The organism is Sphingomonas zeicaulis, assembly GCF_050433225.1.
Classification (GTDB): Bacteria; Pseudomonadota; Alphaproteobacteria; order Sphingomonadales; family Sphingomonadaceae; genus Sphingomonas_D; species Sphingomonas_D zeicaulis.
Genome location: NZ_JBNPXQ010000001.1, coordinates 1,710,157 through 1,734,813, shown reverse-complemented (window position 1 = coordinate 1,734,813; position 24,657 = coordinate 1,710,157). Strand labels below are relative to the sequence as shown.

The 24,657-nt window shown below is 65.6% G+C and carries 24 protein-coding genes; 7 read left to right on the top strand and 17 right to left on the bottom strand.

The features are described 5' to 3' along the window. Window positions 1–117: 117 nt before the first annotated feature. Both FHS96_RS08180 and FHS96_RS08175 read left to right on the top strand, forming a co-directional pair. The gene (locus FHS96_RS08180) at window positions 118–936 is read left to right on the top strand and encodes a TIR domain-containing protein (RefSeq protein WP_429589046.1); all 819 of its coding nucleotides are present in this window, start codon (window positions 118–120) and stop codon (window positions 934–936) included. Between the two features lie 238 nt (window positions 937–1,174). Beyond that, the gene (locus FHS96_RS08175) at window positions 1,175–1,750 is read left to right on the top strand and encodes a hypothetical protein (RefSeq protein ID WP_429589044.1); all 576 of its coding nucleotides are present in this window, start codon (window positions 1,175–1,177) and stop codon (window positions 1,748–1,750) included. A 196-nt stretch (window positions 1,751–1,946) separates the two neighbouring features. Here the strand turns inward: FHS96_RS08175 and FHS96_RS08170 are convergent, their stop codons facing one another. After that, window positions 1,947–2,222, bottom strand: coding sequence for a hypothetical protein (locus tag FHS96_RS08170; protein WP_429589042.1), 276 nt, complete (start codon window positions 2,220–2,222; stop codon window positions 1,947–1,949). A gap of 102 nt (window positions 2,223–2,324) precedes the next feature. On the opposite strand from FHS96_RS08170, the gene msrB reads away from it, so the two are divergent. From msrB to FHS96_RS08155, 3 genes are all read left to right on the top strand, one after another. After that, window positions 2,325–2,774, top strand: a complete 450-nt coding sequence (msrB, locus tag FHS96_RS08165) for a peptide-methionine (R)-S-oxide reductase MsrB (protein WP_429589040.1) — start codon at window positions 2,325–2,327, stop codon at window positions 2,772–2,774. After that, a complete protein-coding gene (gene msrA, locus FHS96_RS08160; protein ID WP_429589038.1) occupies window positions 2,771–3,274 on the top strand; it encodes a peptide-methionine (S)-S-oxide reductase MsrA in 504 nt (167 codons plus the stop codon). Before msrB ends, msrA begins: the two co-directional genes overlap by 4 nt. A gap of 260 nt (window positions 3,275–3,534) precedes the next feature. Beyond that, entirely contained in the window at window positions 3,535–5,142 is a 1,608-nt protein-coding gene (locus tag FHS96_RS08155; protein WP_429589036.1) for an outer membrane protein assembly factor BamB family protein, read from the top strand. A gap of 200 nt (window positions 5,143–5,342) precedes the next feature. Here the strand turns inward: FHS96_RS08155 and FHS96_RS08150 are convergent, their stop codons facing one another. Together FHS96_RS08150 and FHS96_RS08145 are read right to left on the bottom strand one after the other, a co-directional pair. Further along, window positions 5,343–5,828, bottom strand: a complete 486-nt coding sequence (locus FHS96_RS08150) for a PaaI family thioesterase (RefSeq protein ID WP_429589034.1) — start codon at window positions 5,826–5,828, stop codon at window positions 5,343–5,345. A gap of 17 nt (window positions 5,829–5,845) precedes the next feature. Continuing rightward, on the bottom strand, window positions 5,846–6,658 hold the full coding sequence (locus FHS96_RS08145) for an SDR family NAD(P)-dependent oxidoreductase (protein WP_429589032.1): 813 nt from the start codon (window positions 6,656–6,658) through the stop codon (window positions 5,846–5,848). A 68-nt stretch (window positions 6,659–6,726) separates the two neighbouring features. On the opposite strand from FHS96_RS08145, the gene FHS96_RS08140 reads away from it, so the two are divergent. Beyond that, window positions 6,727–7,218, top strand: coding sequence for a winged helix-turn-helix transcriptional regulator (locus FHS96_RS08140; protein ID WP_429589699.1), 492 nt, complete (start codon window positions 6,727–6,729; stop codon window positions 7,216–7,218). Between the two features lie 99 nt (window positions 7,219–7,317). On the opposite strand, the gene FHS96_RS08135 is transcribed toward FHS96_RS08140, so the two are convergent. The 13 genes from FHS96_RS08135 to FHS96_RS08075 all read right to left on the bottom strand — a co-directional run bounded on the left by FHS96_RS08135 (window position 7,318) and on the right by FHS96_RS08075 (window position 23,357). Beyond that, a complete protein-coding gene (locus tag FHS96_RS08135; RefSeq protein WP_429589030.1) occupies window positions 7,318–8,997 on the bottom strand; it encodes a response regulator in 1,680 nt (559 codons plus the stop codon). Further along, complete coding sequence (locus FHS96_RS08130; RefSeq protein ID WP_429589028.1) at window positions 8,994–10,478, bottom strand: ATPase domain-containing protein; 1,485 nt, start codon at window positions 10,476–10,478, stop codon at window positions 8,994–8,996. The genes FHS96_RS08135 and FHS96_RS08130 overlap by 4 nt, the downstream gene beginning before the upstream one ends. Before the next feature lie 98 nt (window positions 10,479–10,576). Then, window positions 10,577–12,646: a glycoside hydrolase family 2 protein gene (locus FHS96_RS08125; RefSeq protein ID WP_429589026.1), complete on the bottom strand. Its 2,070-nt coding sequence runs from the start codon at window positions 12,644–12,646 to the stop codon at window positions 10,577–10,579. Then, a complete protein-coding gene (locus FHS96_RS08120; protein WP_429589024.1) occupies window positions 12,643–14,286 on the bottom strand; it encodes a rhamnogalacturonidase in 1,644 nt (547 codons plus the stop codon). Before FHS96_RS08120 ends, FHS96_RS08125 begins: the two co-directional genes overlap by 4 nt. Continuing rightward, a complete protein-coding gene (gene lldD, locus FHS96_RS08115; RefSeq protein WP_429589022.1) occupies window positions 14,283–15,428 on the bottom strand; it encodes an FMN-dependent L-lactate dehydrogenase LldD in 1,146 nt (381 codons plus the stop codon). Before lldD ends, FHS96_RS08120 begins: the two co-directional genes overlap by 4 nt. Further along, window positions 15,425–16,219, bottom strand: a complete 795-nt coding sequence (locus FHS96_RS08110; RefSeq protein ID WP_429589020.1) for a kinase — start codon at window positions 16,217–16,219, stop codon at window positions 15,425–15,427. The genes lldD and FHS96_RS08110 overlap by 4 nt, the downstream gene beginning before the upstream one ends. 4 nt (window positions 16,220–16,223) lie before the next feature. Then, complete coding sequence (locus FHS96_RS08105) at window positions 16,224–17,180, bottom strand: 2-hydroxyacid dehydrogenase (protein ID WP_429589018.1); 957 nt, start codon at window positions 17,178–17,180, stop codon at window positions 16,224–16,226. Beyond that, entirely contained in the window at window positions 17,177–18,343 is a 1,167-nt protein-coding gene (locus FHS96_RS08100; RefSeq protein WP_429589016.1) for a fumarylacetoacetate hydrolase family protein, read from the bottom strand. The genes FHS96_RS08105 and FHS96_RS08100 overlap by 4 nt, the downstream gene beginning before the upstream one ends. 3 nt (window positions 18,344–18,346) lie before the next feature. Beyond that, a complete protein-coding gene (locus FHS96_RS08095) occupies window positions 18,347–19,117 on the bottom strand; it encodes an enoyl-CoA hydratase/isomerase family protein (RefSeq protein WP_429589014.1) in 771 nt (256 codons plus the stop codon). Further along, the gene (locus FHS96_RS08090; protein ID WP_429589012.1) at window positions 19,114–20,232 is read right to left on the bottom strand and encodes an extracellular solute-binding protein; all 1,119 of its coding nucleotides are present in this window, start codon (window positions 20,230–20,232) and stop codon (window positions 19,114–19,116) included. Before FHS96_RS08090 ends, FHS96_RS08095 begins: the two co-directional genes overlap by 4 nt. Further along, window positions 20,229–21,419 (bottom strand): CaiB/BaiF CoA transferase family protein, encoded by a 1,191-nt coding sequence (locus FHS96_RS08085; protein ID WP_429589010.1) that lies wholly within the window; start codon window positions 21,417–21,419, stop codon window positions 20,229–20,231. The genes FHS96_RS08090 and FHS96_RS08085 overlap by 4 nt, the downstream gene beginning before the upstream one ends. Window positions 21,420–21,432: 13 nt before the next feature. Beyond that, on the bottom strand, window positions 21,433–22,179 hold the full coding sequence (locus tag FHS96_RS08080; protein ID WP_429589008.1) for an SDR family NAD(P)-dependent oxidoreductase: 747 nt from the start codon (window positions 22,177–22,179) through the stop codon (window positions 21,433–21,435). Next, window positions 22,176–23,357 (bottom strand): aldose 1-epimerase family protein, encoded by a 1,182-nt coding sequence (locus FHS96_RS08075; protein ID WP_429589007.1) that lies wholly within the window; start codon window positions 23,355–23,357, stop codon window positions 22,176–22,178. The genes FHS96_RS08080 and FHS96_RS08075 overlap by 4 nt, the downstream gene beginning before the upstream one ends. A gap of 80 nt (window positions 23,358–23,437) precedes the next feature. Here FHS96_RS08075 and FHS96_RS08070 point away from each other — a divergent pair, with 80 nt between their 5' ends. Continuing rightward, a complete protein-coding gene (locus tag FHS96_RS08070) occupies window positions 23,438–23,794 on the top strand; it encodes an L-rhamnose mutarotase (protein ID WP_429589005.1) in 357 nt (118 codons plus the stop codon). Window positions 23,795–23,813: 19 nt separating this feature from the next. On the opposite strand, the gene FHS96_RS08065 is transcribed toward FHS96_RS08070, so the two are convergent. Continuing rightward, window positions 23,814–24,551 (bottom strand): FadR/GntR family transcriptional regulator, encoded by a 738-nt coding sequence (locus FHS96_RS08065; RefSeq protein ID WP_429589003.1) that lies wholly within the window; start codon window positions 24,549–24,551, stop codon window positions 23,814–23,816. Window positions 24,552–24,657 lie beyond the last annotated feature (106 nt).

The following is a 24,657-nucleotide window of genomic DNA, read 5'->3' as shown; positions in this document are numbered from 1 at the left end:
ATTCGCTTCATCCTCCCCCGCGCCAAAGCGAGCCGGTGGTGGAGGAAGGCACTCATCGATGACCAGCGATGATGCCGAACAAAGGGTTAAGGATGTTGTGGGGATTGGCTTATGATCATGGAACGACGTTATTCGCGGATCCGGCTCTGCCGTGAAGACCGCGCCTGGTTCGACGCGCGCTATGCCGAGGGCAGCGCGCTGAACGGCGGCAAGCCGCCGCACTATGTCGAAACGGTGCAACGCTGGCGCATCGAGATTTATGAGAAGCTGGCGCAATACGACCGCGGCGCGGACGAGGCGATCTCGGCATCGAGCGCAAGCCGCTGGGCGCGCGCCGGCTGGGTGGATGGCAATCAGCCCGAAGGCGCCGACGACCATGAAATCGTGCTGCGGCAGAGCCTGACCATCCTGCGCGGCATTATCGAGGATGATTGCGTGCAGATGTGCGCGGAGACCGCACGGGTCGATGCCGCACCGAGGATGGCGCCTTCCTCCAAGGTGTTCATCGCGCACAGCAGCGACGATGACGCGAAAAACGCATCGGTTTCCTTCGTCCAGCAGCTCGGCTTCCAGCCGGTGACCGTGGATGAGCGGCTCCCCAAATGGTCCCGCGCGGTTGCCGCGGCCTCGGGACAGGGTGATGTCGATTTCTCGCTGGTGCTGCTCTCCGGCGATGAGGAATTCGAAGGGCCTGCGGGCGAAAGCCTGGTGCGGCCCTGCCAGACGGTGATGCTGGGGCTCGGCTATCTCGCCGGCTGCCTGGGACGTGGCAAGGTCTACGCGCTGAAGCGCGAGCATGTCTCGATCCCCTACGACCTGCCGGGCATCGGCTGCCTGCCGATGGACAATCGCGGCGGCTGGAAATGGGCACTCGCCCGTGAGCTGCAGGCCGGTGGGCATCACATCGATTGGACGGCGCTGGCCAAGACAGCCTGACGCCTGAACGAAATTTGTCACCACCGTGAACGCCCCCCCCTCGGTGGATGACAAATCTGGCTGGCCAAACCGGGACCTCCACCCCCGCAATCGGCTGGCCGGGCGCTCGCTTCGTCGTCACGTGTGGGGCGTGACGGCGAAGCGACTGCGTTCCATCCGGGTGTTGCGAACTTATCGCTAGAGTGGGCCTAAAGCCGATCGGAAGGAATTGATCCGATGGCCGACGGGCAGCCGGCGCATGCCGGCTGCCTTTGCTTTGCTTGCCGCGGCGGCGCCGTCGATCGGCTCCGCCGGCGTACTGCCCACCAACTCGCAGGTCGAGGCGGAGAAGTCGGGATCGCGCTATGTGCAGTGCGACGGCTATCCCAACAACATGACCGCGGGCGAAAGCGCGGCGCGACTGCTGGGCGCGGTGACGTTGCTCGCCTTGTTCGCGCCGCCGCCCGAATCCGCGGACACCAGCAAGCGCAAGTTCGGCGTGGATGGCGTGGCGGTGTGCACCGGCCTGCTCGAAGGAGAAACCGGGGAAGGCCATCGTGCTCGCCGGATGGGGCTCATCCTCGCGCGCGCCGCGCACCATATCGAGGCGAAGAATTATGATGCCGGGCTCGCCGACGTTGCGATGGCGCGGCGAGGCGGAGGCCGCCGGGTTGATGGCGGATCATTACTGGGCGCGGTCGCGCGGCCGCAGCTTCGGTCAGATCGAGGCGGCGGCGCTGTTCCCCAAGGGCAAGGCCGCCGAAGCACAGGCGATCCTGCTACGGCAGGTACCGACGCTGAAGCATTCGGCGTGGGAGTTCGCGACCACCCGTGATTTCGCCTTCGCGTTGCCGGAAGCACCGGAAGCGGAGCTGCAGTCGCTCGGATGGGCGGTCAGTATCGCCATCCGCTTAGCTTCCCCGCCGGATCGGTGCAGTAAAAGCGCAAAATCCCGTGCTGCCAAAGGCCTATCTTCTCTGCATTGGAGCCAATCGCCCTAAATGCCACGAACGGTGAAGGTGCCGGACCGGCTATGCTTCTTGCGGGCTGACCGGTTGCTCGATCAACTCGACCACCTCGAAGTCATAACGCTTCCAGCCGCGCTGGCGGGCGGCGTCGGCGGTGGCAGCCTTTTTGCCGGTCGCCTCGCGCAGCGATTTGGTGTGGCCCCAGAACACTTCCGTGCCTCCGTCGTCGAGATGCGCGACGATCCGCCAGTAATGGGTGAAGGGCGCGTCGGTGGGGCCGATGCGCTTGACATAGCCATCGGGCATCGTCGCGATGAGATAGCGTCGTCGCTTTGCCATGACGATGGCTGTTAGCGAAATTTCCGTTCATGTGCAGCGTGGTCTGCATATGGACGCAGGCGACCTGCATCCCCACATGGGCGCGCGAGAATGGAGATGCGCATGACCGAATATCGCAAGACCGAAGCCGCCATCGCTGCCCTCAGCCCAGAGGAGCACTGGGTGACGCAGGAAAGCGGCACCGAGCGGCCCGGCACCGGCAAATATCTCTATAACAAGGAACCCGGCATCTATGTCGACATCGTGTCGGGCGAGCCGCTGTTCGCCTCGGCCGACAAATATGAATCCGGCTGCGGCTGGCCGAGTTTCACCAAGCCGATCGAGCCCGCCAATGTTGCCGAACTGCGCGACGTGAGCCATGGCATGGTTCGCACCGAGGTGCGCTCGACGCATGGCGACAGCCATCTCGGCCATGTCTTCCCCGATGGTCCGCGTGACCGCGGCGGGCTGCGCTACTGCATCAACTCGGCCTCGCTGCGCTTCGTTCATCGCGACGACATGGCGGACGAGGGCTATGGCGCCTATCTCGACCAAGTGGAGGATGTGGCATGAGCCAGGAGATCGCGATCCTCGCCGGCGGCTGCTTCTGGGGCATGCAGGATCTGATCCGCCGCATGCCCGGCGTGCTTTCGACGCGCGTCGGCTATTCGGGCGGTGACGTGCCCAACGCCACCTATCGCAACCACGGCACTCATGCGGAGGCGATCGAGATCGTCTTCGATCCGGAAGTGACCAGCTATCGCGCCTTGCTGGAATTCTTCTTCCAGATCCACGATCCAAGCACGAAGAACCGTCAGGGCAATGACCGCGGCACCAGCTATCGCTCGGCGATCTATTACACCAGCGAGGAGCAGCGTCGCATGGCGGAAGATACGATCGCCGATGTCGACGCATCCGGGCTGTGGCCGGGCAAGGTGGTGACTGAAGTCGAGCCCGCCGGCGACTTCTGGGAAGCGGAGCCGGAGCACCAGGATTATCTGGAGCGGATCCCGAACGGCTATACCTGCCACTTCGTGCGGCCCGGCTGGAAGCTGCCAAAGCGGGCGGCCTGACGACATGATCGGGAAAGGAGGGCATCGTCCCTCCTTGACCCGATCGGGTGGCGCCGCGACACGGTCCGCAATAACCGCGCGATAAATAAGGATAATCGATCCGTTTTGGAGCTTAACCGCCAAGATCGATGCATCCTGCTTGTCAACGCAATGGCGCTCGGGCAAGCGCGGGGCGGGGGCAGATCGATATAGGGCGGGGCGATGTATCGGCTTGCCTTGCGCTGCGCCCGGTGGGGCAAACAGGCAAGGCGGGGGTGCTGATGCGCGGCGCGACTTCTTCGATAATTCTGGCGGCACTTCTGCTCGGCGGTTGCGGCGGCGATGATGGAAGCGGTTCTCCCAGCCCGGCGCCGAGCCCCACGCCGACTCCCACACCGACGCCGACCCCCAGCGTCGCCGTCTCGATCAGTCCGGCCAGCCAAACGGCTTCGGCGTCGGAAGACGACAGCGAAGCGACGTTCAGCTTCGAGGCAACAGCTACGGGGACGGTCTCGGGAACGATCGTGCCCGACGTTCAGTACGACCGTCAGATCCTGACACTTCAAGGCGGCGTGACACAGAGCGGCAATACATATCGTGCCACGTTCAAGACGGGAAAGAATCTCGGCGGCGGTGTTCTGACGGGAAAGATCACGTTTCGGCTGTGTCAGCAGGCGAGTTGCGCAAATGTTTATCCGGGCAGCAGCCAGGAGTTCACTTATACGCTCAATTCGCCGTTGAAGGACTGGGAAACCCAGCAGCGCAACGCATCGCACAACGGCTATGTGCATGCCAGGTTGAACGCCGCTGCTTTCAAGAAGGTTTGGGAGTGGGCGCCCGCTTTCACCGAGAACATCTCGGTTGCCGCGTCGAAGGGCGGCGATATTTTCGTAACGCGTCGGCACACGGATCGTACGACAAGCGTACAGGCGCTCGTTGCCGCCGACGGCACGAGCCGATGGGCCCGGACCTTGGGACAAGTCCATGACGGTGCGAGCCCGCCTGCTGTGAGCGGCAACCAACTTTACGTCGCATCGATGGTCACGTCCTCCGACAACAATTCGATCCATGTGATCGATACTGCGACCGGGCAATTCATACGGCGGATGCGGTTTGCTTCCCAATGGTCGACTTTCGCTGCGCCCACGCCCTTTGGGGGCGACGTTTATTTCGCTGCCGGCTACTACGGGGGTGTCATCTATAGCTTTGATGGGGCAACCGGCGCACTGCGCTGGACGGGTGAAGGTGGCGGAGGCGATGTTTGGGATGGCCTGACACCCGCTGTCGATCAGAACTACGTCTATTATTATAGCGGGCAAACGGTTGACGTGTTCAATCGTCTCAATGGCACGAGAGTGAAAAGCATACCAAATCCCTTTTTTACTTGGGGTGGCTACAGCTATGTCGGTGGACCGATCCTGGGAGCGCGACGTAATCTGATCGTCTATTCGGGTTCGTTCACCGGCGGAAACCAATATCCTCGGCCGCTCGCCAGCTTTTCGACGACAGGAAACGCCTCCGTCTGGCAAAGTCAGGATGTCTATGTGACCACGCCAGCGCTTGCCAAGGGCGTGCTTTACGTCGCCCGTAACAGCCCAGCGCGTCTGGATGCGTTGAACGAAGAAACAGGTGCCGTGCTTTGGTCATGGTCACCTCCCAGCGGTTCCGAAACCTTCTCCGGCAATATCGTGGTTACGGATAATCTCGTCTTCGTTAGTACGACGCAGAAAATCTATGCAATATCGCTCACCGATCAAGCTCATCCTGTGGCTTGGTCGGCAGACACGCCGGGGTTGATGTCGATCTCGAGTGACTCCATGCTGATCGTCGCCGTACGGGAGGGCAATAGCACCATCGGAAACCGCTTGGTCGGCTATAAGCTCTATTGAGATAGCGATGCGATAGAGGTCACCGCGGCACGATCGTCTCAGCGGTTGCGGTGACCCAGGATCTCATAGGGCGACCGAGATCTGCATATCGGGTCATCGATCCGCCGGTCTCTATCACATCGCCTGTTGCGCACTCTTCATTGCGCGCCGGCAGATGCGGGCCGGTGGAAAAGTGATGCCGCGGGGCGCCCCAGTGGATCTCAGCCAGCCGGATCGAGGGGGAAGACCAGGAGCGTCGAGGTGGCCGACGCGCACAGCCGCCCCCGCGCGTCGATCAGCTTGGCCTCGGCGAACGCCGTGCGACGCCCCATCGTGAGAACCTTGCCCTCGGCGCGGACGGGGCCGCTCTCATGGCTCAGTGCGCGGTGATAGGCGACCTTGAGTTCGAGTGTCGTATAGCCCTGATCAGGGCCGAGTTGAGAATGGACCGCGCAGCCGCACGCGCTGTCGAGCAGGGTCGCGGCATAACCGCCATGGACGGTGCCGATCGGGTTGTAGACGCGGGTGCCCGGCGTGCCTTCGAACACCGCCCGGCCGCGCTCGATCTCGACCAGCACGAAGTCCATCGTCTCGCCGATCGGTGGCCGCCGCCCCGCATCCATCAGAGCCTGCAACTGGCCGAGGCCGTCACGCCGTCCGGGATTGTCGGTCAACGCGTTGAGGGGCGGGGTGGCGGCATCGGTCATGGCGGCGGCTCTCCGATTCAGGCGGGGACGGGTTCGGTCGCGGGCGCAGCATAGCGCGGTGCCGGTCGGCTCTTCGAGAGGTTCGGCACCATCGCCAGTCGCGCCGCCTGCATCGCGGTCCACTGCGCGTCGTCGGGCAGCGGTGGGATGGTGACGGTTTCGTGCCGGTCGAACCCGACGAGCGCGGCATCGACCAGATCGTCGACCTCCATCACGAAATCGGGCGGGAACGCGTTGACATCCTTGCCACCCTTCGCCCAGATCTCCGTGCGGGTAGCGCCGGGGAGCACGGCCTGCGTGTAGACGCCCTTGTCCGCGAGTTGCGCCGCCATCGCCTGGCTGAGATTGAGCAGGAACGCCTTGGTGCCGCTGTAGATGCCGTCGAACATTTCCGGCGCCAGCGCGAGTACGGAGGCGATGTTGACGATCGCACCGCCGCCGCGTGCGACGAACGCCTGTGCGGCAGCGGCGGCGAGGCGGGCCGGGGTGGCGATATTAAGTGTAACGATGTCGCTGATCTCGCCAGCGCCATTGTCGAGGATGCTGCCGTTGAGCGAGCGGCCGGCATTGTTGACGAGCAGGCTGACGTCCGTTGCGGCGATCCGCGCCTCGACGCGCGTGACATCCTCGTCTCGTGTCAGGTCAGCTGGCAGGATCTCGATCGCGACGCCGATTTCGGCGCGCAGCCGTTCGGCGAGCGCCGCCATGCGGGCGGCATCGCGCGCGACGAGAACCAAATCAAAGCCGCGCCGTGCCAGCCGATCGGCATAGACCGCGCCGATACCGCCCGATGCACCCGTGACGAGGGCGGTGCCCTGCTTGCTGCTCATTGAACATGTCCTTCAATCCGTGACCCGCTGTCACTTGCAAAAGAATAGTGAGTCGCTATTCTTTTGCAATGGACATTGAAAAATATGGTTTGGGGCCTTGCCCGGTAGGGCGGGCGCTGCTGCGAATTGGGGACTCTTGGAGCATGCTGATCCTGCGGGACGCGGGCTATGGCGCGACGCGGTTTGAGCAGTTCCGCGCCAGCCTCGGCATCGCGCCGAACATCCTGACGCGCCGGCTGACCGCGCTGGTCGGGGATGGGTTGCTGGAAAAAGGCCGCTACAGCGAACATCCCCCGCGCGAGGAATACCGGCTCACGAACAAAGGCCGCGATGTGTTGCCGATCCTCGCCGCTATCGGCGCTTGGGGGCGCAAATATCATGGCGAGGGTGGCACGAGCTATCTTGTGGACGACGAAACCGGCGCCCGGATCGAGCCGGTGGTGGTGGATGGGGCGACCGGCAAGCCGTTACCCGAACTCCGCACCCGGCTGGTTCGGCCAGAAGTGCAGGTGGCTGACCCTGCTACACCCGCTGCCGGCACAAGGCCTGATAGCGACTAAGTTCATTCACGATGGATATGTTGAGCCGTTGTCCGCGCGGTGACTTTTGAGGTCGCGGCTCGCTTCAAACGGCAACAGTCAATAAAACATGTGCCACCGTCATTCGTCCGTGACGATATGCTCAAAAACAGCTTGCTCCGACCGGGCCAATTCCTCCTGTCGCTCGGTCACCTGCCGCAGCGCCTCGGCTAATTCTGCCAGACCAAACGGCTTGTTGAGCCGCGGCATGTCGGCGATGGGGTCTGCAGCGCCAGTGTAGCCGGAGATCAACAGCAATGGCATGTCCGGACGGTCGGCGCGGATGCGATCGGCGAGTTCGGCGCCGTCCATCCGCGGCATCTTGTAGTCGGTTATGACGAGGTCAATGTCGGACGTCGTCATCAGCGTGCGGAGCGCCTCGGCGCCACCGCCGGCTTCGATAACCTGGTGGCCGAGGCTGCGCAGCATCTCCGCTGTGCCGTTACGTACCAGTTCCTCATCATCGACGATTAGGATGGACAGCGGCATATCGGATCTTGCCTGCGGCGGACGGGCGACCTGCGCGTCGGGGCTGCCGCCACTGGTGGTGACCGGCATATAAAGCGTCGCGCAGGTGCCGCGGCCGAGTTCGCTTTCGAGCGTGAAGGCGCCGCCGAGCTGCGCCATCAGGCCGTGCACCATCGACAGGCCCAGGCCGGTGCCGCGTCCTACCTCCTTGGTAGAGAAGAAGGGTTCGACGGCGCGGGTCAATGTCTCGACATCCATGCCCGTGCCATTGTCGCGCAGCGCAAGCCGGATATACGTGCCGGGCGCAAGATCGATACCGGACGCTTCGTCGACCTCTGCCCTGTCCGATTTGATCGTGAGCAGGCCGCCGCCGGGCATTGCGTCCCGCGCGTTGACGCTAAGGTTGAGGATGGCGAGCTCCAGCTGGTTGGGATCGGCCATCGCGGGCGGCAGATCCGCAGTGCAGTCCAGCCGCAGCTCGATCGTCGATCCGAGCGAACTGATGATGAGATCCCGCATGCCGTCGATGAGTCCGCAGATGTCGACGGGGCGGTTCTGCAGTTCCTGACGGCGGGCGAAACCGAGCAGCCGCTGGACCAGGGTTTTCGCCCGATCGCCCGACTGCAGCGCGTTGGCGATCCATCGCTGGACGCGTGCATCCTCCCCGTCGAACCGCCGCTGCAGCAGATCAAGCGCGCCGATGATCGGGGTCAGCAGATTGTTGAAATCGTGCGCGACGCCGCCAGTAAGCTGGCCGAGCGTTTCGAGCTTCTGCGCTTCGTGAAGTTGTTTCAGCGCGATCTGGCGTTCGGCGGTGCGCTGCTCTACGCGCTGCTCCAGCTCGGCGGTCAGACCGTGAAGTTCCTCCAGCCGTGATCGCGCATCATATTGCCGCCGCCGTGCACGGCGTGCCGACTGCGCGAGGCTGACCAAGGTGGTCGGGTGGAAGGGGCGCTCGAGAAAGGTGACGCTGCCCAGCATATCGAGATAGCGGCCGGCCGCCGGATTGCGCTCAAGCCCGCCGCCGCGCAGCGTCAGCAGGATGAAGGGGAAGTCCGACCATTCCGGCTGTGCCTGGATCCACCGTGACAGCGCATGGAGATCGGCGGTGCGCAATTGCTCTTCCGTCACCAGCGCGAAACCGGCGCCCAGCCCCATCTCGCCGACGAGATGGGGGATCGAGGTACAGGCGACGCTGGCGAAGCCGGCTTCGCTGAGAATCGCAGCCGCCACCTCGGCATCGCGGCCTTGCGGCGCGAGGATCAGCGCACGTTCTGATATATGAGGTGTCAATCCTCCAGATCCAGCAATGGCGCTTCGCCTTGGCCCGCCAACGTCGGCACCCCACGCAACACGCCGTGGAAACTCCGCAACGGCTCACCCAGCGTAATGCCGCGGCCGTCTATCACATATTCCCGGATGGTATTCTCGTGCGTGCCCGTCCGCTTCTTGATGACCGAAATCGCGCGGCGCACCTCGCCCAGCGCTTCGAAATAGCGCAGCAGGATGACGGTATCGGAAAGGTAGGTGATGTCCACCGGAGACTTCATGTTACCCACCAGGCCATGTTGCGCTACCGTCAAGAAGGTCGATGCACCCTTACGATTCAAATACTGCAGCAGCTCGTGCATGTGCAGGATCAATGCCTGTTCTTCGGGCATTGCCGCGCGGTATCCGTTGAGACTGTCGATCACGACGGTCGTCACCCCGTTCTGTTCGACGCACATGCGGACGCGTTCGGTGAACTCGCCGGGGCTGAGTTCGGCCGCATCGACTTGTTCGATCACCAACGCCCCGGCGTCGATCATCGCTTTGAGGTCCATCCCCAAGCTGAGCGCACGCTTGAAGAGGAGGTTGCGTTCCTCGTCGAAGATGAACATCGCCGCGCGTTCGCCCCGCGCGGCAGCGGTTGCGACGAATTTAAGCGCGAGCAGCGTCTTGCCCGTGCCGGCGGGCCCCAGGATCAGCGTGCTCGATCCCTGTTCGATGCCTCCACCCAGCAGCGCGTCGAGCTCCGCCGATCCTGTGACCATGATCTGCCGATCGAAGCCGGTATGATGTTCCAGGGAAACGAGCCGCGGAAACACGCGCGCGCCGCCGGATCCGATGACGAAGTCGTGGAAACCGCCGCGATATTTCTGCCCACGATATTTGATGATCCGGGTGCGGCGGCGCTCTGCGCCATATTCCGGCGACAGTTCGTCGAGATGGATCACGCCGTGGGCGATGCTGTGCATCGTCTTGTCGTTCTGTTCGGCGGTGAGATCATCAAGCATCAGCACCGTCGCGCCGTGGCGGACGAAATAATGTTTCAGCGCAAGGATCTGGCGGCGATAGCGCAGCGGACTTTGCGCCAGCAGCATGATTTCCGACAGGCTGTCGACGACCACGCGATGCGGCTTTACCCGCTCGAACGCCTCGAAAATGCGCTTGGTGGTTTCACCCAGTTCGAGATCGGACGAATAGAGCAGGCTTTGTTGCTGCTGCTCATCGAGCAGGTCCGCCGCGGGCAGCAGTTCGAAGATATCGATGCCGCCGAGATCCCAGCCGTGCGATTCCGCGCTGATACGATACTCGTCTTCGGTCTCGGAAAGGGTGATGTACAGGCAGCGCTCACCCTCTGCCGCGCCCGCGATCAGGAACTGCGTGGCGATCGTGGTCTTGCCGGTACCGGGGCTGCCCTCGAGCAGATAGAGCCGCCCCGGAGCGAGCCCACCGGAAAGGATATCGTCCAGACCGGGAATCCCAAACCGTGCCTTGTCGCCTGCCGCCATCGCTCTCTCACTTTCGCCTGCTGCTTAAACAGCCCGATGGCAGCTTTCTATCCATTCCTTCATCAAAGCGAGGAGCGGGAGCAGGGGAGTGCGGCGCATCACGGCCGTGCCGTGAACCCCCACGTCACCCGATCGGCCAGCACCTTCCCGTCCGGTGCCGTTGCGGATGCTTCCACCACATTCGCGCCCCTCGCCAGCGTGATCGGCCAAACCGCGATATGATCCTCCACCTTCAACTCGGTCCACGCGCCGCCATTCAGGCGCAGGCGCACGGTGGGGAGGTTGGAATAGACGCGGACCTTCGCGGTGGGAATGCGCTTGCTGACGTCGCGGCGGCTGGTGATGTGCAGCATCGGCGCTTCGGACCAGTTGGCCTGATACCAGTACCACGCATCCTTCCGCGTCTTGCGGTCCTCGGTCACCAGCCCCTTGTCGTTGATCGCCGGGCGGTCACCCTCGTTGCGTTTGAACGAGGTGAAGTCGATGCCCACCCACACGAAGGTGGACCACAGGAAGGGCCGCTTGGCGATCTCACGCCAGTGCTTCTCGTGGAAGTCGGTCTGATATTGTTCGGGGTGCCAGTAGCCGTTGGATTCGGGGCGCTTCAGCACCGGATCCTCCTGGTGGAGGATGCTGGCGCCGGCGCCATATTCGCTGATGCCGATCGGCCGGCCGGGCAGCTTGGCGTGGAGCGTGTCCGCCCACGGGCCGATGTCTTCTGACTTGTCCCAATACCAGCCGAAATAGCGGTTGTAGGAGACGGTGTCGCTATGCTGCGCGATCGGATCGGTGTCCTCCAGGCAGCAATGCGCATAGGTGGTCGGCCGCAGCGGATCGAGCGTCTTCGCGGTCGATTGCAGCTCCGCCAGGATGCGGTTTGAATATTGATCCGACTTGCGGATCTCGTTGCCGATGCCCCACAAGGCCACCGAGGGATGGCTGATGTTCTGCGCGATCAGTTCGCGCATCTGCTGGACGAGGTTCTCGCGGAACGCGTCAGATGGATCATGATCGTCGATCAGCGGCACTTCGGTCAGCAGCAGCAGGCCGATCTCGTCGGCGCGCTCATAGACGCGCGGCGGATGCTGCATGTGGGCGAGGCGGATGCCGGTGGATCCCATGTCGAACATGAGCTGCAGATCCTCGTCGATCTCGGCGTCGGTCACGATCGGGCCGCGGCCGAAGCGCACGGGATGCTGCAGATTGGCGCCGCGCAGCGGATAGGGCTTGCCGTTCAGTTCGAAGCGACCGTCCTTGGTGATCCCCACAGTACGCACGCCCAGCGGCACGGTAACGCTGTCGATCGCCTTGCCGCGCTCCACCACTTCGGAGACGGCGCGGTAGAGATAAGGTGCGCTGCGGCCCTGCCACAGCTTCGGGTCGGTCAGCCGGAGCTGCTGCTCGACGCGGTCATGCGCGCCCGCCGCCACGTTGACGGGCTTGCGAACGGTGGCAACGGTCTTGCCGTTCGCATCGATCACGCGGGTGGCGACGGTAAGCGTCGCGGCGCCGGCGCGATCGTTGGCGATCAAGGTGGTGACGCCGATCGTCGCGCTGCCCTTGGCAAGGCTCAGCGTGCGCGCGGCGACGCCGGGGCCTGCATGGTCGAGCCGGTCGATATGAAGGTCCGGCGTCGCGATCAGCTTCACCGCGCGATAGAGGCCGCCGAAGACGTTGAAGTCGCCGTTGAGCGGCGAGATGCTGGTGTTGCGGGCATTGTCCACGCGCACAGCGAGCAGGTTGGCGCCCGGCTTTAGCGCGCTGGTCGCATCGAAGCGGAACGCCGCATAGCCGCCGGCATGGCGGCCGAGAAGCTGCCCGTTGAGATAGACATCCGCCTTCAAGGTCACGCCGCCGAAGTGCAGCAGATAGCGCGTGTTCGCCTCGGGCTTGTGATCGATGGTCAGCCGGTACCAGGCCGGGCCGCGATAATAGGCCCCCTCGGGCTCACCCCGCGCCTTCGAGCCGCCGATGCCCGAATCCTCGGCATTATAGGTGTGGGGGACGGTGACCCTGGTCCAGCCCTGATCGTTGAAGTCCGGCCGCTCGGCGCCGGGTGCGTCCTGCTTCACGAAGCGCCAGCCGGTGGCGAGCGGGATGTCCCTCGCGACAGCGAGGCCAGGGAGGAGGCTGAAGAGCAGGGCGAATGCGGCGAGGAGGCGGGTCATGCCTGCGCCCCCGGCACCAGCGTGTGGACTTCGCCCACGGCGATCCCCGTGCTCCGCGCCGTCACCACCGCTTGCGCCGCACTGGCTTGCGGGCTGCGCAGCCCATCGATCGTCGCGCCGCGGACGTCGTCCAGCAGCACTGCCGGGCGGCCATCCGGCTTGTCGACCGCGAAGCTCACATCGTTGAGCGCAATGTTGCGGGCGTGGCGGACATAGAGGCCGTGCGCGGGGAAAACGCCCATGAAGCTGGGCTCAAGGCTGGAATTCACCCGTTCCGGGATCTCGCGCGCGGCGTCCGCTGCGGTGCCGCCGCCCGCGGAGCGGACATGAACGTCGGAGAAGCTGACATCCTCGATAATGCCTTCGGGGATGCCGACCACGCCGCAACTATAGGCGCTGGGCGCGCCGGAGACATTGATCCCCTCGAAGCGCAGCCGGCGCACGGTGCTGGTGCCGGAGTCCTTCGGCGCACGGTTGCGGACCGACAGGCGCACGAAGATCGGGTGGTTCACCGGGTTGCGCAGGTTGATGTCGCGGAAGGTGACGTCTTCCAAGGTGCCACCGTCGATGCCGCCCATCTGCAGCCCGCGCGTATTCTCGCAGGTGCAGCCCGAAACCAGCACGTTGCGGAAACCACCGGCGGAATCCGTGCCCAGCTTGATCCGTCCGAGCACGCCGACATTGTCGGTTGAGCGATAAGGGGAGGGGCGGTAGCTGCCATCGACCACCGATCCGAGGATGTAGCCGCTGGTCTTGCAGCCGATCACGCTCACATCCTCGCAGACGATCTTTTCCTGCAGCGCCATGCTGCTCTTCAGCACGATCGCATCGTCCTTCGGCGCGTTGACCACGCAGTTGGAGACGCGCACGTCGCGGCAGCAATCGATGTCGATGCCGTCGCGATCGGTATCCACCGTGATGTTGTCGATCGTGACGTTGCGCGATCCCAGCACATAGCAGGCGAAATGCCCGCCCTGCAGGATGGTGAAGTCACGCAGCAGCACGTTCCGGCATTTGGTAAGGCCGATCGCCTTGTTGCCACGGCCCTCATAGGCCATTTCGCGCGGATCGGAGCGGCGGGCGGCGTCGGGGCTCAGCCCCAGTTCGGCCGGACTGCGCCAGCCTTTTACGCCATGCCAGCGCGGGGACGGGCCCTCACGGTCGAGCCCCAACCCGTGGATCAGCCCTCGGCCGACGATCGCAATATTGTCCGCGCCGTCACCGTAGAACAGGCTGTTGTGGAAATGGGCGAGGCCGTAATCGACGAACTGCTCCTCGAACACGCCTTCGGGCAGGTCATATTGCCCCTTATGGCGGCGCGGATCGGCGGCTTCGATTACGGAGCCAGGCATCAGCATGATCGTGACGTGGCTCAACAGCCGCATCGAGAAGCACAGATAGTGGCCAGGCGGCACCACCACCGTGCCGCCGCCAGACTTGTAGGCTGCCTGGATCGCGCGGTTGATGGCGGGGGAGTCGATCGCGATGCCGTCGCCCTTGGCGCCGTAGGTGCGCACGTCGTGGAATCCGGTCAGCGATCCGGTCGCGCCCAGCGCCGAGGGCGCCAGCGCGAAGGCCGCGCCAAAGCCAAGCGTTACCGCGCGGCGACTGAACGCCGCGCGTTCCAGCAACAAGGTCATCCGTTTCTCTCCATGATCAGGCTGTCGCGGCTCAGATCGGCGATCGACCGCGCGCCATTGAGTGCCATCGCGACGCGCATGCCTTCAGCGATCAGTCGCAGCAGATTTTCCACGCCGGCCTCGCCGCCGGTGGCGAGCGCATAGACATAGGCGCGGCCGAGCAGCACGCCGCGCGCACCGAGGGCCAGCATCCGCACCACATCCAGCCCGGTGCGGACGCCGCCATCGACCAGCAAGGTAAGATCTTCGCGCACCGCATCGGCGATCGCGGGCAGGGCACGCGCGGTCGATTGCGCCCCATCGAGTTGGCGGCCGCCATGGTTGGAAACGACGATGCCGTCGGCACCGAAACGCACCGCATCCCGCGCATCATCCGGATCGAGAATGCCCTTCACGATCATCTCGCCACGCCACGTGTCGCGGATCCATTCCAGATCCCGCCAGCTTATCGAGGGATCGAAATTCGCCCCCAGCCAGCCGATATAGTCCTCAAGGCTGGTGGGCTGGCCGCGATAGGCGGAGATATTGCCAAGATCGTGCGGGCGGCCGTGCAGTCCGACATCCCATGCCCAGGCGGGCCGGCCCACAGCCTGCAGCATCCGGCGGAACGCGGCGTTGGGCCCGCTCATGCCCGAATGGCGATCGCGATAGCGCGCCCCGGGCAGCGGCATGTCGACGGTGAAGACCAGCTTGGTCGCGCCCAGCGCCATCGCGCGCTCCAGCGCGTCGCGCATGAAGCCGCGATCCTTCAGCACATAGAGCTGGAACCAGATCGGCTTGCCGCAGCCCTCGACCACCTCCGCCGCCGAGCAGACGCTGACAGTGGAGAGAATATAGGGGATGTTCGCCGCGCATGCCGCGCGGGCCGCCTGCACCTCGCCGCGCCGGCGCGTCATCCCCGCAATCCCGATCGGTGCGAGCGCGATCGGCATCGCCATTTTCTCGCCGAACAGCTCGGCTTCGAGGCTGAGCGCGGAGACATCGCGCAGCACGCGCTGGCGCAACTGCACGTCGGCAAGGTCGCTGCGATTGCGCGCCAATGTCTCCTCACCGAAGGCGCCGCCGTCGATATAGTCGAACAGGAAGCGCGGCAGGCGCCGGCGGGCCGCCTCGCGATAGTCGGTGGGGGAGGAGATGATCATCGGGCGTCCTGCGGTCGGCGTTCGGCATCGAGCCGGATGGTCAGGTCGGCGCGCGCGGGCATCTCGGTGAGGATCGCGCGCGTCAGCCGCTCATAATGCTGGATGAAGCGGTCGATGCCGGCCGCGTCCATCAGCCCGGTGGTGTCGCCGCCCTCGGCGGTGCGGCGGCGGCGCAGCGCCTCTTCCTGTTCCAGCCGCCAGCCATGGACGACCTCGAAGCCGGGTGCCGCGAGCAGCACCAGCCGGTCGATGCGGCCGAGCAGATCGGCATAGGGCCCGGCGAGTGCGGCGTTGACCGCATGGCGCCAGACGCCATCGCCATCCTCGTCGCGCTCCAGCGCATTCACCGGTGTCGCCAGCGCGGCCTCATCCTCGGGCCGCGCGCCGACGCACCAACCCTCGAACAGGATCAGATCGACGGGCGCTGCGATGCTCTCCCACGCCGCCTCCGGCACCGGCTCGTCCACCGCCTTGTCGAAGCGCGGCATGCGAACGGGGCGGCCGGCGCGGAGGTCGTCGATCAGGCGGATGCCCAGCGCCACATCATGCGTCAGCGGCACGCCGCGCGTGCGGAACAGCGGGTGGATGTCGCGCGCCAGTGCCGCGCGCGCGCCGCCGGGCAGATAGAGATCGTCGAGCGAGAGGATCGCCGTCCGCCGCCCCATCGCCGCCAGCCGCTCGGCGAGGCCGGTGGCGAGCGTCGACTTGCCGGAGCCCTGCGATCCGCACAGTCCGAGCACCAGCGGCACGCCGCCCGCTTCGTCCAGCCACCGCAGGGTGGCCGTGGTCACGCGGTCAAGCGATGCGGTCAATGGGCGGCTCGCCGTCGAAGAAGCGATCCAGATTGTCCGCCACCTTCATGCCCATCGCAGTGCGCGTCTCGATCGTGGCACTGCCGAGGTGGGGAAGGAGGACCACATTGGGCAGCGCGATCAGGGTGCTGGGCACGTTGGGCTCGCGCTCGAACACGTCGAGGCCGGCGGCGGCGATCGTCCCCGCCGTCAGTGCCTCGGCCAGCGCCTGCTCGTCGATCAAGGTGCCGCGCCCCGTGTTGACCAGCACCGCGTGCGGCTTCATCCGCTTGAGCAGGGTGGCGTCGACCATATGCTTCGTCTCGGCACCGCCCGGCGCGTGGAGCGAGAGGATGTCCGCCACCTCGGCCAGCCCTGCCAATGTCGGGTAATAGGCATCCTCCGGCATGTCGGTCGCCGGCTTGCGGCTGTGATAGGCGATGGTCATGCCGAACGCCTTCGCCCGCTCCGCCATGGCACGGGCGATGCGACCATAGCCGACCAGCCCCAGAACCTTGCCCGCCAGCGACTGACCGAGCATGTGCGTCGGCCGCCAGCCGGTCCAGCGGCCGCCCCGCAATTCGCGCTCGCCCTCGCCGGCGCGGCGCGTCGCCATCAGCATCAGCAGCATCGCGATGTCGGCGGTAGCGTCGGTCAGCACGTCGGGCGTGTTGGTCACGACGATCCCGGCGGTGCGCGCCGCATCGAGGTCGATATGCTCGAAGCCGGCGCCATAATTGCCGATGATCCGCACCCGCGCGTGCGGAGTGGCGATCACCGATGCCGGTACCTTGTCCGTCACCGTTGGGCAGAGCGCGTCATAGTCGCGCATCGCGGCCGCCAGCGCGTCGAGGCTCAGCGGCTGGTCACCCTCGTTCAACGTCACGTCATAGCGTTCGGCGAGCCGCGCCTCGACCGCCTCGGGCCACCGGCGGGTCAGCAAAATGCGGGGACGGCTCACAGCAGGCCCCGTGCCGCCAGGTTGCGCATCAGCGCCGCGGCGCCGAACTGCCACGGCGGGCAGGCGTCGGTCGTGGTGACGCGGTTGACGAGCGCGCCCAGCGGGGCGCAGGCGATGCGGACGATATCGCCGGGCTGGTGGGTGAACCCCATGCCCGGCGCGCCGCGATCCTTGGTCGGTGCGAACATGGTGCCCAGATACAGCGCCAGCCCGTCCGGATAGCAATGGTGCGTGTTGATCGCCTGCGCGGCGAGGTCCGCTGGCGGCCGGCTGATCGCTGCCATCGGTGACCGGCCATCGAGCACGAAACCGTCGGTGCCGCTGATCGTCAGCGCCACCTCGATCGTCTCGACATCGGTCAGGCTGAAGTCGGCATCGAACAGCCGCACGAACGGGCCGACCGCGGCGGCGCCATTATTGTCCTTGGCCTTGCCGAGCAGCAGCGCAGAGCGGCCCTCGACATCGCGCAAATTGACGTCATTGCCGAGCGTGGCGCCGACGATCGTGCCGGTGGAGGCGACCACCAGCACCACCTCCGGCTCCGGATTGTTCCAGTGCGAGGCGGGGTGGACGCCGATCTCGCCGCCGGTGCCGACCGTCGAGAGCGGCTGCCCCTTGGTAAAGATCTCCGCATCGGGGCCGATGCCGACTTCCAGATACTGGCTCCATGCGCCGGCATCGATCAGCGCCTGCTTGAGCGCCAGTGCTTCGGGCGAACCGGGGCGAAGCTGGCGGAGATCGTCGCCGACCAGCGCGCGCACCTGCTCGCGAATGCCCGACGCCGCCGAGGCGTTGCCGCGCGCGCGCTCCTCTATGACGCGTTCGAGCATCGAGGCGGCGAAGGTGACGCCGGCGGCCTTCACCGCCTGCAGGTCGATCGGGCTCAGCAGCCAGGGCCGCGCCGGATCGCGCGTGGCGGGATCGGTGTTGGCGAGCAGATCGGCGACCGCGCCGACATCCTCACCCCCCGCCGCGCGCAGTGCCGCCGCCGGATCGGCGGCCTCGCACAGGTCGCGCGCGGTGGGGAAGGCGCGGGTGACGTCGATCAATCGGTCTCCATCGACGCGGACGACCGCGGGACCGTTGACGTCGGGGCGCCAGACGCGGCCCAGCAGGCAGGCGCGCGGATCGGCGGGCAGAATATCTTCGGGGGACTGGATCATCGGTCAGCGCCTGCGAAACACGGGCGCGCGCTTCTCGGCGAACGCCGCGCGGCCTTCCCTGGCATCGTCGGTCGCGAAGCAGATCGCCTGCAGGTCGCGCTCATATTCGATCGCCTTGTCATAGGGCATGCTGTGCGCGGCGCGCAGGTTGAGCTTGCCGGTTTCCGCCGCGATCGGCGCGCGTGAGGCGATGGTCTTCGCGATCTCCTGAGCACGCGGCAGCAGCGCCTCGGGCGCATGCACCTCGCTGACGAGGCCCCAGGCGAGCGCCAGCTGGGCGTCGATCATGTCGCCGGTCAGCAGCATCATCGCCGCGTTGGAGGCGCCGATCGAATGGGCGAGACCCACCGCCATGCCGCCGCCGCCGATCCAGCCCAGCTTGATCTCGGGCGCGGCGAAGCGGGCGTTGGTGGAAGCGATGCGGATGTCGCATGCCATCGCCGTCTCCAGCCCGCCGCCCAGCGCATAGCCGTTGACCGCAGCGATCACCGGCTTGCGGCAGGCGCGCAGCGCATCGCAATAATCGGCGCGATTGCGGAAGTCCCACGGCGTTTCATAGCCGTCGAGCGTGCTGATGTCCGATCCCGCCGAGAACGCCTTCTCGCCCGCGCCCGTCACGACCACCGCGCGGACATCGTTGGACTGGTTGCAGGTGGCGACCGCGGCGACCAGCGCATCGGCCATTGCCGGCGTCATCGCGTTGAGCTTCTGGGCGCGGTTGATCAGGATGGTGGCGACGCCATCCACGATCGTGAAGCGCAAATCCTCGGTCATGTCTCGATTCCTGCGGGGTGATGGTGGCGATAGGCCGCCTCGATCGCGTCGAGTGTCGGGTCGGCATCGGCGTCGGTAAGCAAGGCTTCGCGCAGCAGCTTCGAAGCGTCGGCCTGGAACGGGATCGCGCCGTCGTGGCGCGGGCGCAGCAGCGCCTGTTCCACCGTCTCCTGAGTCGCGCGATAGAAGCCATTGGCGGCGGCGTTGACGGCGTCATCCTGCCAGGCGGCACGCAGCGAGGGCTGGCCGTCATGCTCGGGAATGAAGCCGCGCTGCACCTCGTCCGACATCAGCCAGCGCAGATGGTCGAGCAGTTCCGGCGTCACCGTCGCGCGGCGCGACACGCCGATGCCGGTGCCGCCCAGTGTCGATCCGATCCGCCCGCCGGGGCCCATCGGCGCATTGGCATAGGCGACCGAACCGGCGGCGGCATAGTTCACATAGCCATAGATCAGCGGGCACAGCACGGGCCCGTCGCCCGCCGCCATCGCCTCCAGCATCGCGATCGGGTTGTGCGCGGCGAAGCGGCGGGTGACCTCGCCGGTCAGGCGCGCCATGATCGCGAACGCCTCACGCGCGATCGCGCGGTCCATGAAATCGTCGCGCGGGCTGGCCGGCTGGAAACCCAGCGCGCGGCAGATCGACTGGAAGCTCAGGATCGCGTGCGGACCCGCCAGCGACAGCGATACCTCGGCGGTTTCGGCGAGTGCGATCACGCCTGCCCAGTCACGCGGCGGCGTCACCAGCCGAGCCGGCTGATAGGCCATCACCTGCGTCGCGGCGTCGAGTGGCAGCGCCCAATGCTGGCCGGCATAGCGATAGCTCACGAAGGAGGGGCCGGCGGTGCCGGCCTGCCACGCCGCAATGTCCTCCGCGTCGAACAGATCCTCGATCGGCACCAGCGCCTCGTCGGTCACCGCCTCGCCGACATGGGGATGATCGATCACCACCAGATCGAACCGCGCGCATTGATCGGCGATCGAATGGGATTCGAAGCCTTCCAGCGGATGGCGGTGCCAGTCGATGGCAAGGCCATCGAGCGTTTCGGCGGCGGCGGCGAGCGCGTTGTAGCCGCGCGGATGGTCCCAGGTGAGCCCCCGATACTGCACCGTCATGCGTGCTGCCGCACCACGCCGGATTCGATGAACTGTTCGATCGCTTCGGCGTCGAACCCGGCTTCGGCCAGCAGTTCGCGGCTATGCTCGCCGACCAGCGGCGCGCCGCGGGTGACGGCGGATGGGGTGCGCGAGAAGCGGATCGGAAAGCCCGGCGTCTTCACATGGCCTTCGGTGGGGTGATCATATTCGACGAAGGTCTGGTTGTGCTTGATCTGGGGGTCTTCGACCAGATCGGCATAGCCATAGACCGGGCCGCTCCAGATATCGACGGCGCGGAACCGCTCAAGCCATTCGGCGCTGGTCGCGCCGAGCAGTTTCGCCTTCACCGTCGTGAAGATCGCGTCGCGCTGCGTCCAGCCGTCGCGCTCCTCGTCCAATCCGGCGAGGAACTCGTCCTCCAGCACCGCGCCCAAAGTCGCGAGCTTGGCCATGGCCAATGTGATATAGCCGTCGCTGGTCTGGAACACGCCATAGGGCGCGCGGATATAGCTGTGCGCATGCGCTTCGGCGGAGCGCGCCTGCGGCTTGTTGCCGACGGTGAACACCGACAGTTCCTGCATCTGGATCGTGGTGATCGCATCGAGCATGTTGACCTGCACCAACTGCCCCTCACCGGTCCGTTCACGGTGGAACAAGGCAGCCAGCGCGCCCTCGAACGCGCTGTAGGCGGTGACCGCATCGACCAGATATTGGCCGGCGGGGGAGGGTGGGGCATCCGCCGAGCCCGCCGAAAGCATTGCGCCGGACATGCCCTGCAGCAGCAGATCCTGCCCAGGATACATGCGATAGGGGCCATCCTCGCCATAGCCGGACATCGAGACGTAGATCAGCCGCGGATTGATCGCGGAAAGCGTCGCATAGTCCACGCCCAGCCGCTCGGCGACACCGGGGCGGTAGTTCTGCAGGAACACATCGGTATTCTTGACCAGTTCGATCAGGATCGCCTTGCCCTCGGGTGCCTTGAGGTCGACCGCCAGCGACCGCTTGTTGCGGTTGAGCGAGAGGAAGGAGACGTTGATTTTGTTGCCGGTGGCGCCGCCGGCAGAGGCGTGGCGCTGCCACTCGCCGCTGGTCGGCTCCACCTTGATCACGTCGGCGCCCATGTCGCCCAGCCGCTGCGCCGCGAAGGGGCCCGCCATCGCGATCGAACAGTCGAGCACGCGGATGCCGTTTAATATGCTCATTCTCGTCTCGTCCTCAGGCCATGACCCAGCCGCCGTTGACGTGCAGCGTCTGGCCGGTGATGAATCCCGCCTCCTCGGCGGTGAAGAAGGCGATCGCGTGCGCGATGTCGCCGGCGTTGCCACGGCGCTTGATCGACTGCGCGTCGAGCACCATGCGGTTATAGCCTTCCGGATCCGGGTGGATCTTCTCGGCGTCGGTCGGGAAGGCGCCCGGCGCGATCGCGTTGACGGTGATCCCCCAGCCGCCGAACTCGCGCGCCCAGGCACGAGTGAGGCCGATCAGCGCCGCCTTGGAGGCGACATAGGGCGAAAGATCAGCCCAGCCGCCCGAGATGGTGATGCTGGAGATGTTGACGATCCGCCCGAAGTCGCGCGCACGCATTCCCGGCAGTGCTGCCTGTACCGCGACGATCCCGGCATCGACATTGACGCGCTGGACGTGCTGATGCTCCTCGATCGAGAATTGCTCGAACGGCTTGGCAGGGTAGATCGCGGCGTTGTTGATGATCACGTCGATGCCGCCGGTCCCGGCGATCAGCCGCTCCAGTTCTGCGCGATAGGCGGTAAGGTCCGACAGGTCGGCGGTCGAGACGATCAGCTTGCCCGGACCAACCCCGGCAGCAGCGCTTTCCAGCGCCGCGACCTTGGCGGGGTCGTTGTCGACCGCGATCACCGTCGCGCCGCGCTCGATCAGCAGCACGCTCGTTTCCAGGCCCAGCCCGCCCGCGGCGCCGGTGTAGAGAACATTGCGGCCGTTCATGCCGTGGCCCCGTTGATCGGCGGATAATTGCCCGAGGGTGCGGGATAATCCTCTCCCGGCTGACGCGCGACGCCTTCGATGCGGCGCACCGCGTCCGCCACCGCCACACCGTCGGGCAGGATGCGGAAGACGCTGTCGTAGCGGCGCTCCTCGCCATGTTCGAGCCAGATCAGCTCGCCGCGCTCGCGCGCGAAATCCTTGCCAAGCACATGGTTGGTCGAGGGCTCGATCGCGAGGGCATAATGGCCGGCGTGGAGGTTCTGCCACTCGTACATCGCCGGGAACTGGCTCTTGAGCGTTTCCACCTCGAAGCCGAAGCCGAGCGCCTCGTTGACGACGGCGACGTTGACGCGGCCCTCGGCGTCCGGCGTCATGTCGTGCTGCCAGACCTGCTCGTGGAAATTGACAATGGGGGCGGGGATATTGCGATAGCCGGTGCCCTGCGCCTCATAGGTCTCGGCATGCGCCGCCCACAGCACGTCGCGGATCGGCGCCACGTAGCGCGCGCCTTCGTCGACCACCGGATAGCCGACATTGATGTGGTAGCAGTACATGTGCGGCGTGCGATAGAAGCCGTGGTTGACGACGCGGTCGTGCAACCGGATCTCGTCGCCGCCCACCGTCGCCTCGATCCGCCGGATCAGGTGAAGATCTTCGCCGAACACCGTCGCCTGCTGGACCACGCCCTCGGCCCACAGGATGCATTCGTCGCCGACCCAGGTCTCGCCATAGCCCGTCAGCCGCGCCGGGATGGTGCCGACGCGGCCGTGCAGCGAGGAGGACACCGCCTTGCGGGGCCCATAGAAATAACGCTCTGCCGGATCGTCATGCATGAACAGCGTGTGGTCGAGCCCGCAGGTGACGACGAGGCCCGAGAGCGAGCGCAGCCAGGCAAGGCCCCCTTCGCCCTCATATTCGTGCAGACCCGGATGGCGAAACCCCGCCGGCGAATGCCAAGCGACGGCGCGGCCGGCATGTTCGCATTCGGCGATGTCCATCGCGCGATCGACAAGTATGGTGAAGCGCAGCCCGGTACCGGTGCGGAATTCGAGCTGGCGCACGCCGCGCTCAAGCCCGTCGCCCAATGTCGAGAGCCTGACGCCGGCAAATTGGGAGAGTGCCCCGGTTCGTTCGGCTAGGCTTCGCCGGGTGAGCGACTGCGCATAGAGGGAAACCAATACCCACTCCTGATTATCACTTGTAAGACGTATGATGTCTAAGCAGAGTGAATCAGCCAGTCAACCGCTGGGATGCTAGAATGACGCTCGTTCGCCGTTGTTTCGCCGTGGATCTCCACGACGACCCCAACCAGATCGCCCGCTACCGCGCGTGGCACGCGGCAGGCGCCGTGCCCGCCGCCGTGTCGGCCGCGATCCGTGGCGACGGTGTGGCGTCGCTGGAGATCTGGCTGACCGGAGACCGCATGTTCATGATCATGGAGCAGGACGCCGAAGCCGCCCTTGACGAAGCGGCCAAGCAGGCCCGCGACGCCGCCAACCCCGACGTGCAGGCGTGGGATGCGCTGATGCGCACCTTCCAGAAACCGCTGGCCTTCGCGCCGGAGCAGACGTGGGTCGAGATGGAGCGGATCTACGCGCTGTCGGAACAGGCGTGATCGTTCATAGAGAGGGAACCTAGGCCTGCGGCCCCTGCGCGCGGCGGCGGGCCCAGCTTCCCTCGATATGCTCACGCATCGCCTTCGCCGCGGCGTCTGCATCTCCGCTGACGATCGCGTCGCAGATGCGGCGGTGCGCCTCATGGGTCTCACGGACATGCTCGACATTGAGCTTGCCGCTATAGCCGTGCGTCCGCAGCGCTTCCGACTGGACGCCGTCGATCACCGCCTTGCTCAGCTTGTCGCCCGAGATGCGCATGATGATGTCGTGAAAGGCTACATCCTCATGCACGTAGGCGGCGGGCATCTGGATCAGCGCTTCGAGCTTTTCGATCTGCGCCTTCAGTTCGGCGATGGTTGCCGGCGTGCGGCGCTGCGCTGCCTTGGCGGCCATCGCGCCTTCCAGCAGCGATCGAATCTCGGAAAGATTGTCGAGATAGGCAAGCCCGTCCTCGCGGCGGAACAGCGCGGCAAGGATCATCGGGTCGAGCATGTCCCACGCGCTTGCCTCGCGCACGATCGTGCCGCGCCCCTGCTGCGAGACGACGAGCCCCTTCTCTGTCAGCGCCATCGTCGCCTCGCGCACTACGGTGCGGCTGACTTCGTACATGTCACCCAGGATCCCCTCCGGCGGTAGCGCCGATCCGGCCGGATAAGTCTCGGTCACGATGGCGTTGACGAGATCCTCGACCACCGCTTCGGCGAGGCGGGGGCGGCGGCGGACGCGCTGGGGTGATGGCGGGATGGGGCTGGTCATCGATCGTTCTTGCCTGAAAACGGGTCGGACTGGATGCCGACCGTACCAAATCGTGAAACCGTAATCGTCTGACGTCGTCAAGGCTTGCCAACTCGCAAAGATAATA

Excerpts from the sequence above, each read along its gene's own strand:
- FHS96_RS08125 (WP_429589026.1), bottom strand. The coding sequence starts at position 12,646 with ATGACCCGCCTCCTCGCCGCATTCGCCCTGCTCTTCAGCCTCCTCCCT.
- FHS96_RS08150 (WP_429589034.1), bottom strand. The coding sequence starts at position 5,828 with ATGACCGATGCCGCCACCCCGCCCCTCAACGCGTTGACCGACAATCCC.
- FHS96_RS08140 (WP_429589699.1), top strand. The coding sequence starts at position 6,727 with ATGGACATTGAAAAATATGGTTTGGGGCCTTGCCCGGTAGGGCGGGCG.
- msrB (WP_429589040.1), top strand. The coding sequence starts at position 2,325 with ATGACCGAATATCGCAAGACCGAAGCCGCCATCGCTGCCCTCAGCCCA.
- FHS96_RS08080 (WP_429589008.1), bottom strand. The coding sequence starts at position 22,179 with ATGAACGGCCGCAATGTTCTCTACACCGGCGCCGCGGGCGGGCTGGGC.
- FHS96_RS08070 (WP_429589005.1), top strand. The coding sequence starts at position 23,438 with ATGACGCTCGTTCGCCGTTGTTTCGCCGTGGATCTCCACGACGACCCC.
- FHS96_RS08065 (WP_429589003.1), bottom strand. The coding sequence starts at position 24,551 with ATGACCAGCCCCATCCCGCCATCACCCCAGCGCGTCCGCCGCCGCCCC.
- FHS96_RS08100 (WP_429589016.1), bottom strand. The coding sequence starts at position 18,343 with ATGATCCAGTCCCCCGAAGATATTCTGCCCGCCGATCCGCGCGCCTGC.
- FHS96_RS08090 (WP_429589012.1), bottom strand. The coding sequence starts at position 20,232 with ATGACGGTGCAGTATCGGGGGCTCACCTGGGACCATCCGCGCGGCTAC.
- lldD (WP_429589022.1), bottom strand. The coding sequence starts at position 15,428 with ATGATCATCTCCTCCCCCACCGACTATCGCGAGGCGGCCCGCCGGCGC.
- FHS96_RS08145 (WP_429589032.1), bottom strand. The coding sequence starts at position 6,658 with ATGAGCAGCAAGCAGGGCACCGCCCTCGTCACGGGTGCATCGGGCGGT.
- FHS96_RS08175 (WP_429589044.1), top strand. The coding sequence starts at position 1,175 with ATGCCGGCTGCCTTTGCTTTGCTTGCCGCGGCGGCGCCGTCGATCGGC.
- FHS96_RS08155 (WP_429589036.1), top strand. The coding sequence starts at position 3,535 with ATGCGCGGCGCGACTTCTTCGATAATTCTGGCGGCACTTCTGCTCGGC.
- FHS96_RS08180 (WP_429589046.1), top strand. The coding sequence starts at position 118 with ATGGAACGACGTTATTCGCGGATCCGGCTCTGCCGTGAAGACCGCGCC.
- FHS96_RS08130 (WP_429589028.1), bottom strand. The coding sequence starts at position 10,478 with ATGGCGGCAGGCGACAAGGCACGGTTTGGGATTCCCGGTCTGGACGAT.
- FHS96_RS08120 (WP_429589024.1), bottom strand. The coding sequence starts at position 14,286 with ATGACCTTGTTGCTGGAACGCGCGGCGTTCAGTCGCCGCGCGGTAACG.
- FHS96_RS08095 (WP_429589014.1), bottom strand. The coding sequence starts at position 19,117 with ATGACCGAGGATTTGCGCTTCACGATCGTGGATGGCGTCGCCACCATC.
- FHS96_RS08085 (WP_429589010.1), bottom strand. The coding sequence starts at position 21,419 with ATGAGCATATTAAACGGCATCCGCGTGCTCGACTGTTCGATCGCGATG.
- FHS96_RS08170 (WP_429589042.1), bottom strand. The coding sequence starts at position 2,222 with ATGGCAAAGCGACGACGCTATCTCATCGCGACGATGCCCGATGGCTAT.
- msrA (WP_429589038.1), top strand. The coding sequence starts at position 2,771 with ATGAGCCAGGAGATCGCGATCCTCGCCGGCGGCTGCTTCTGGGGCATG.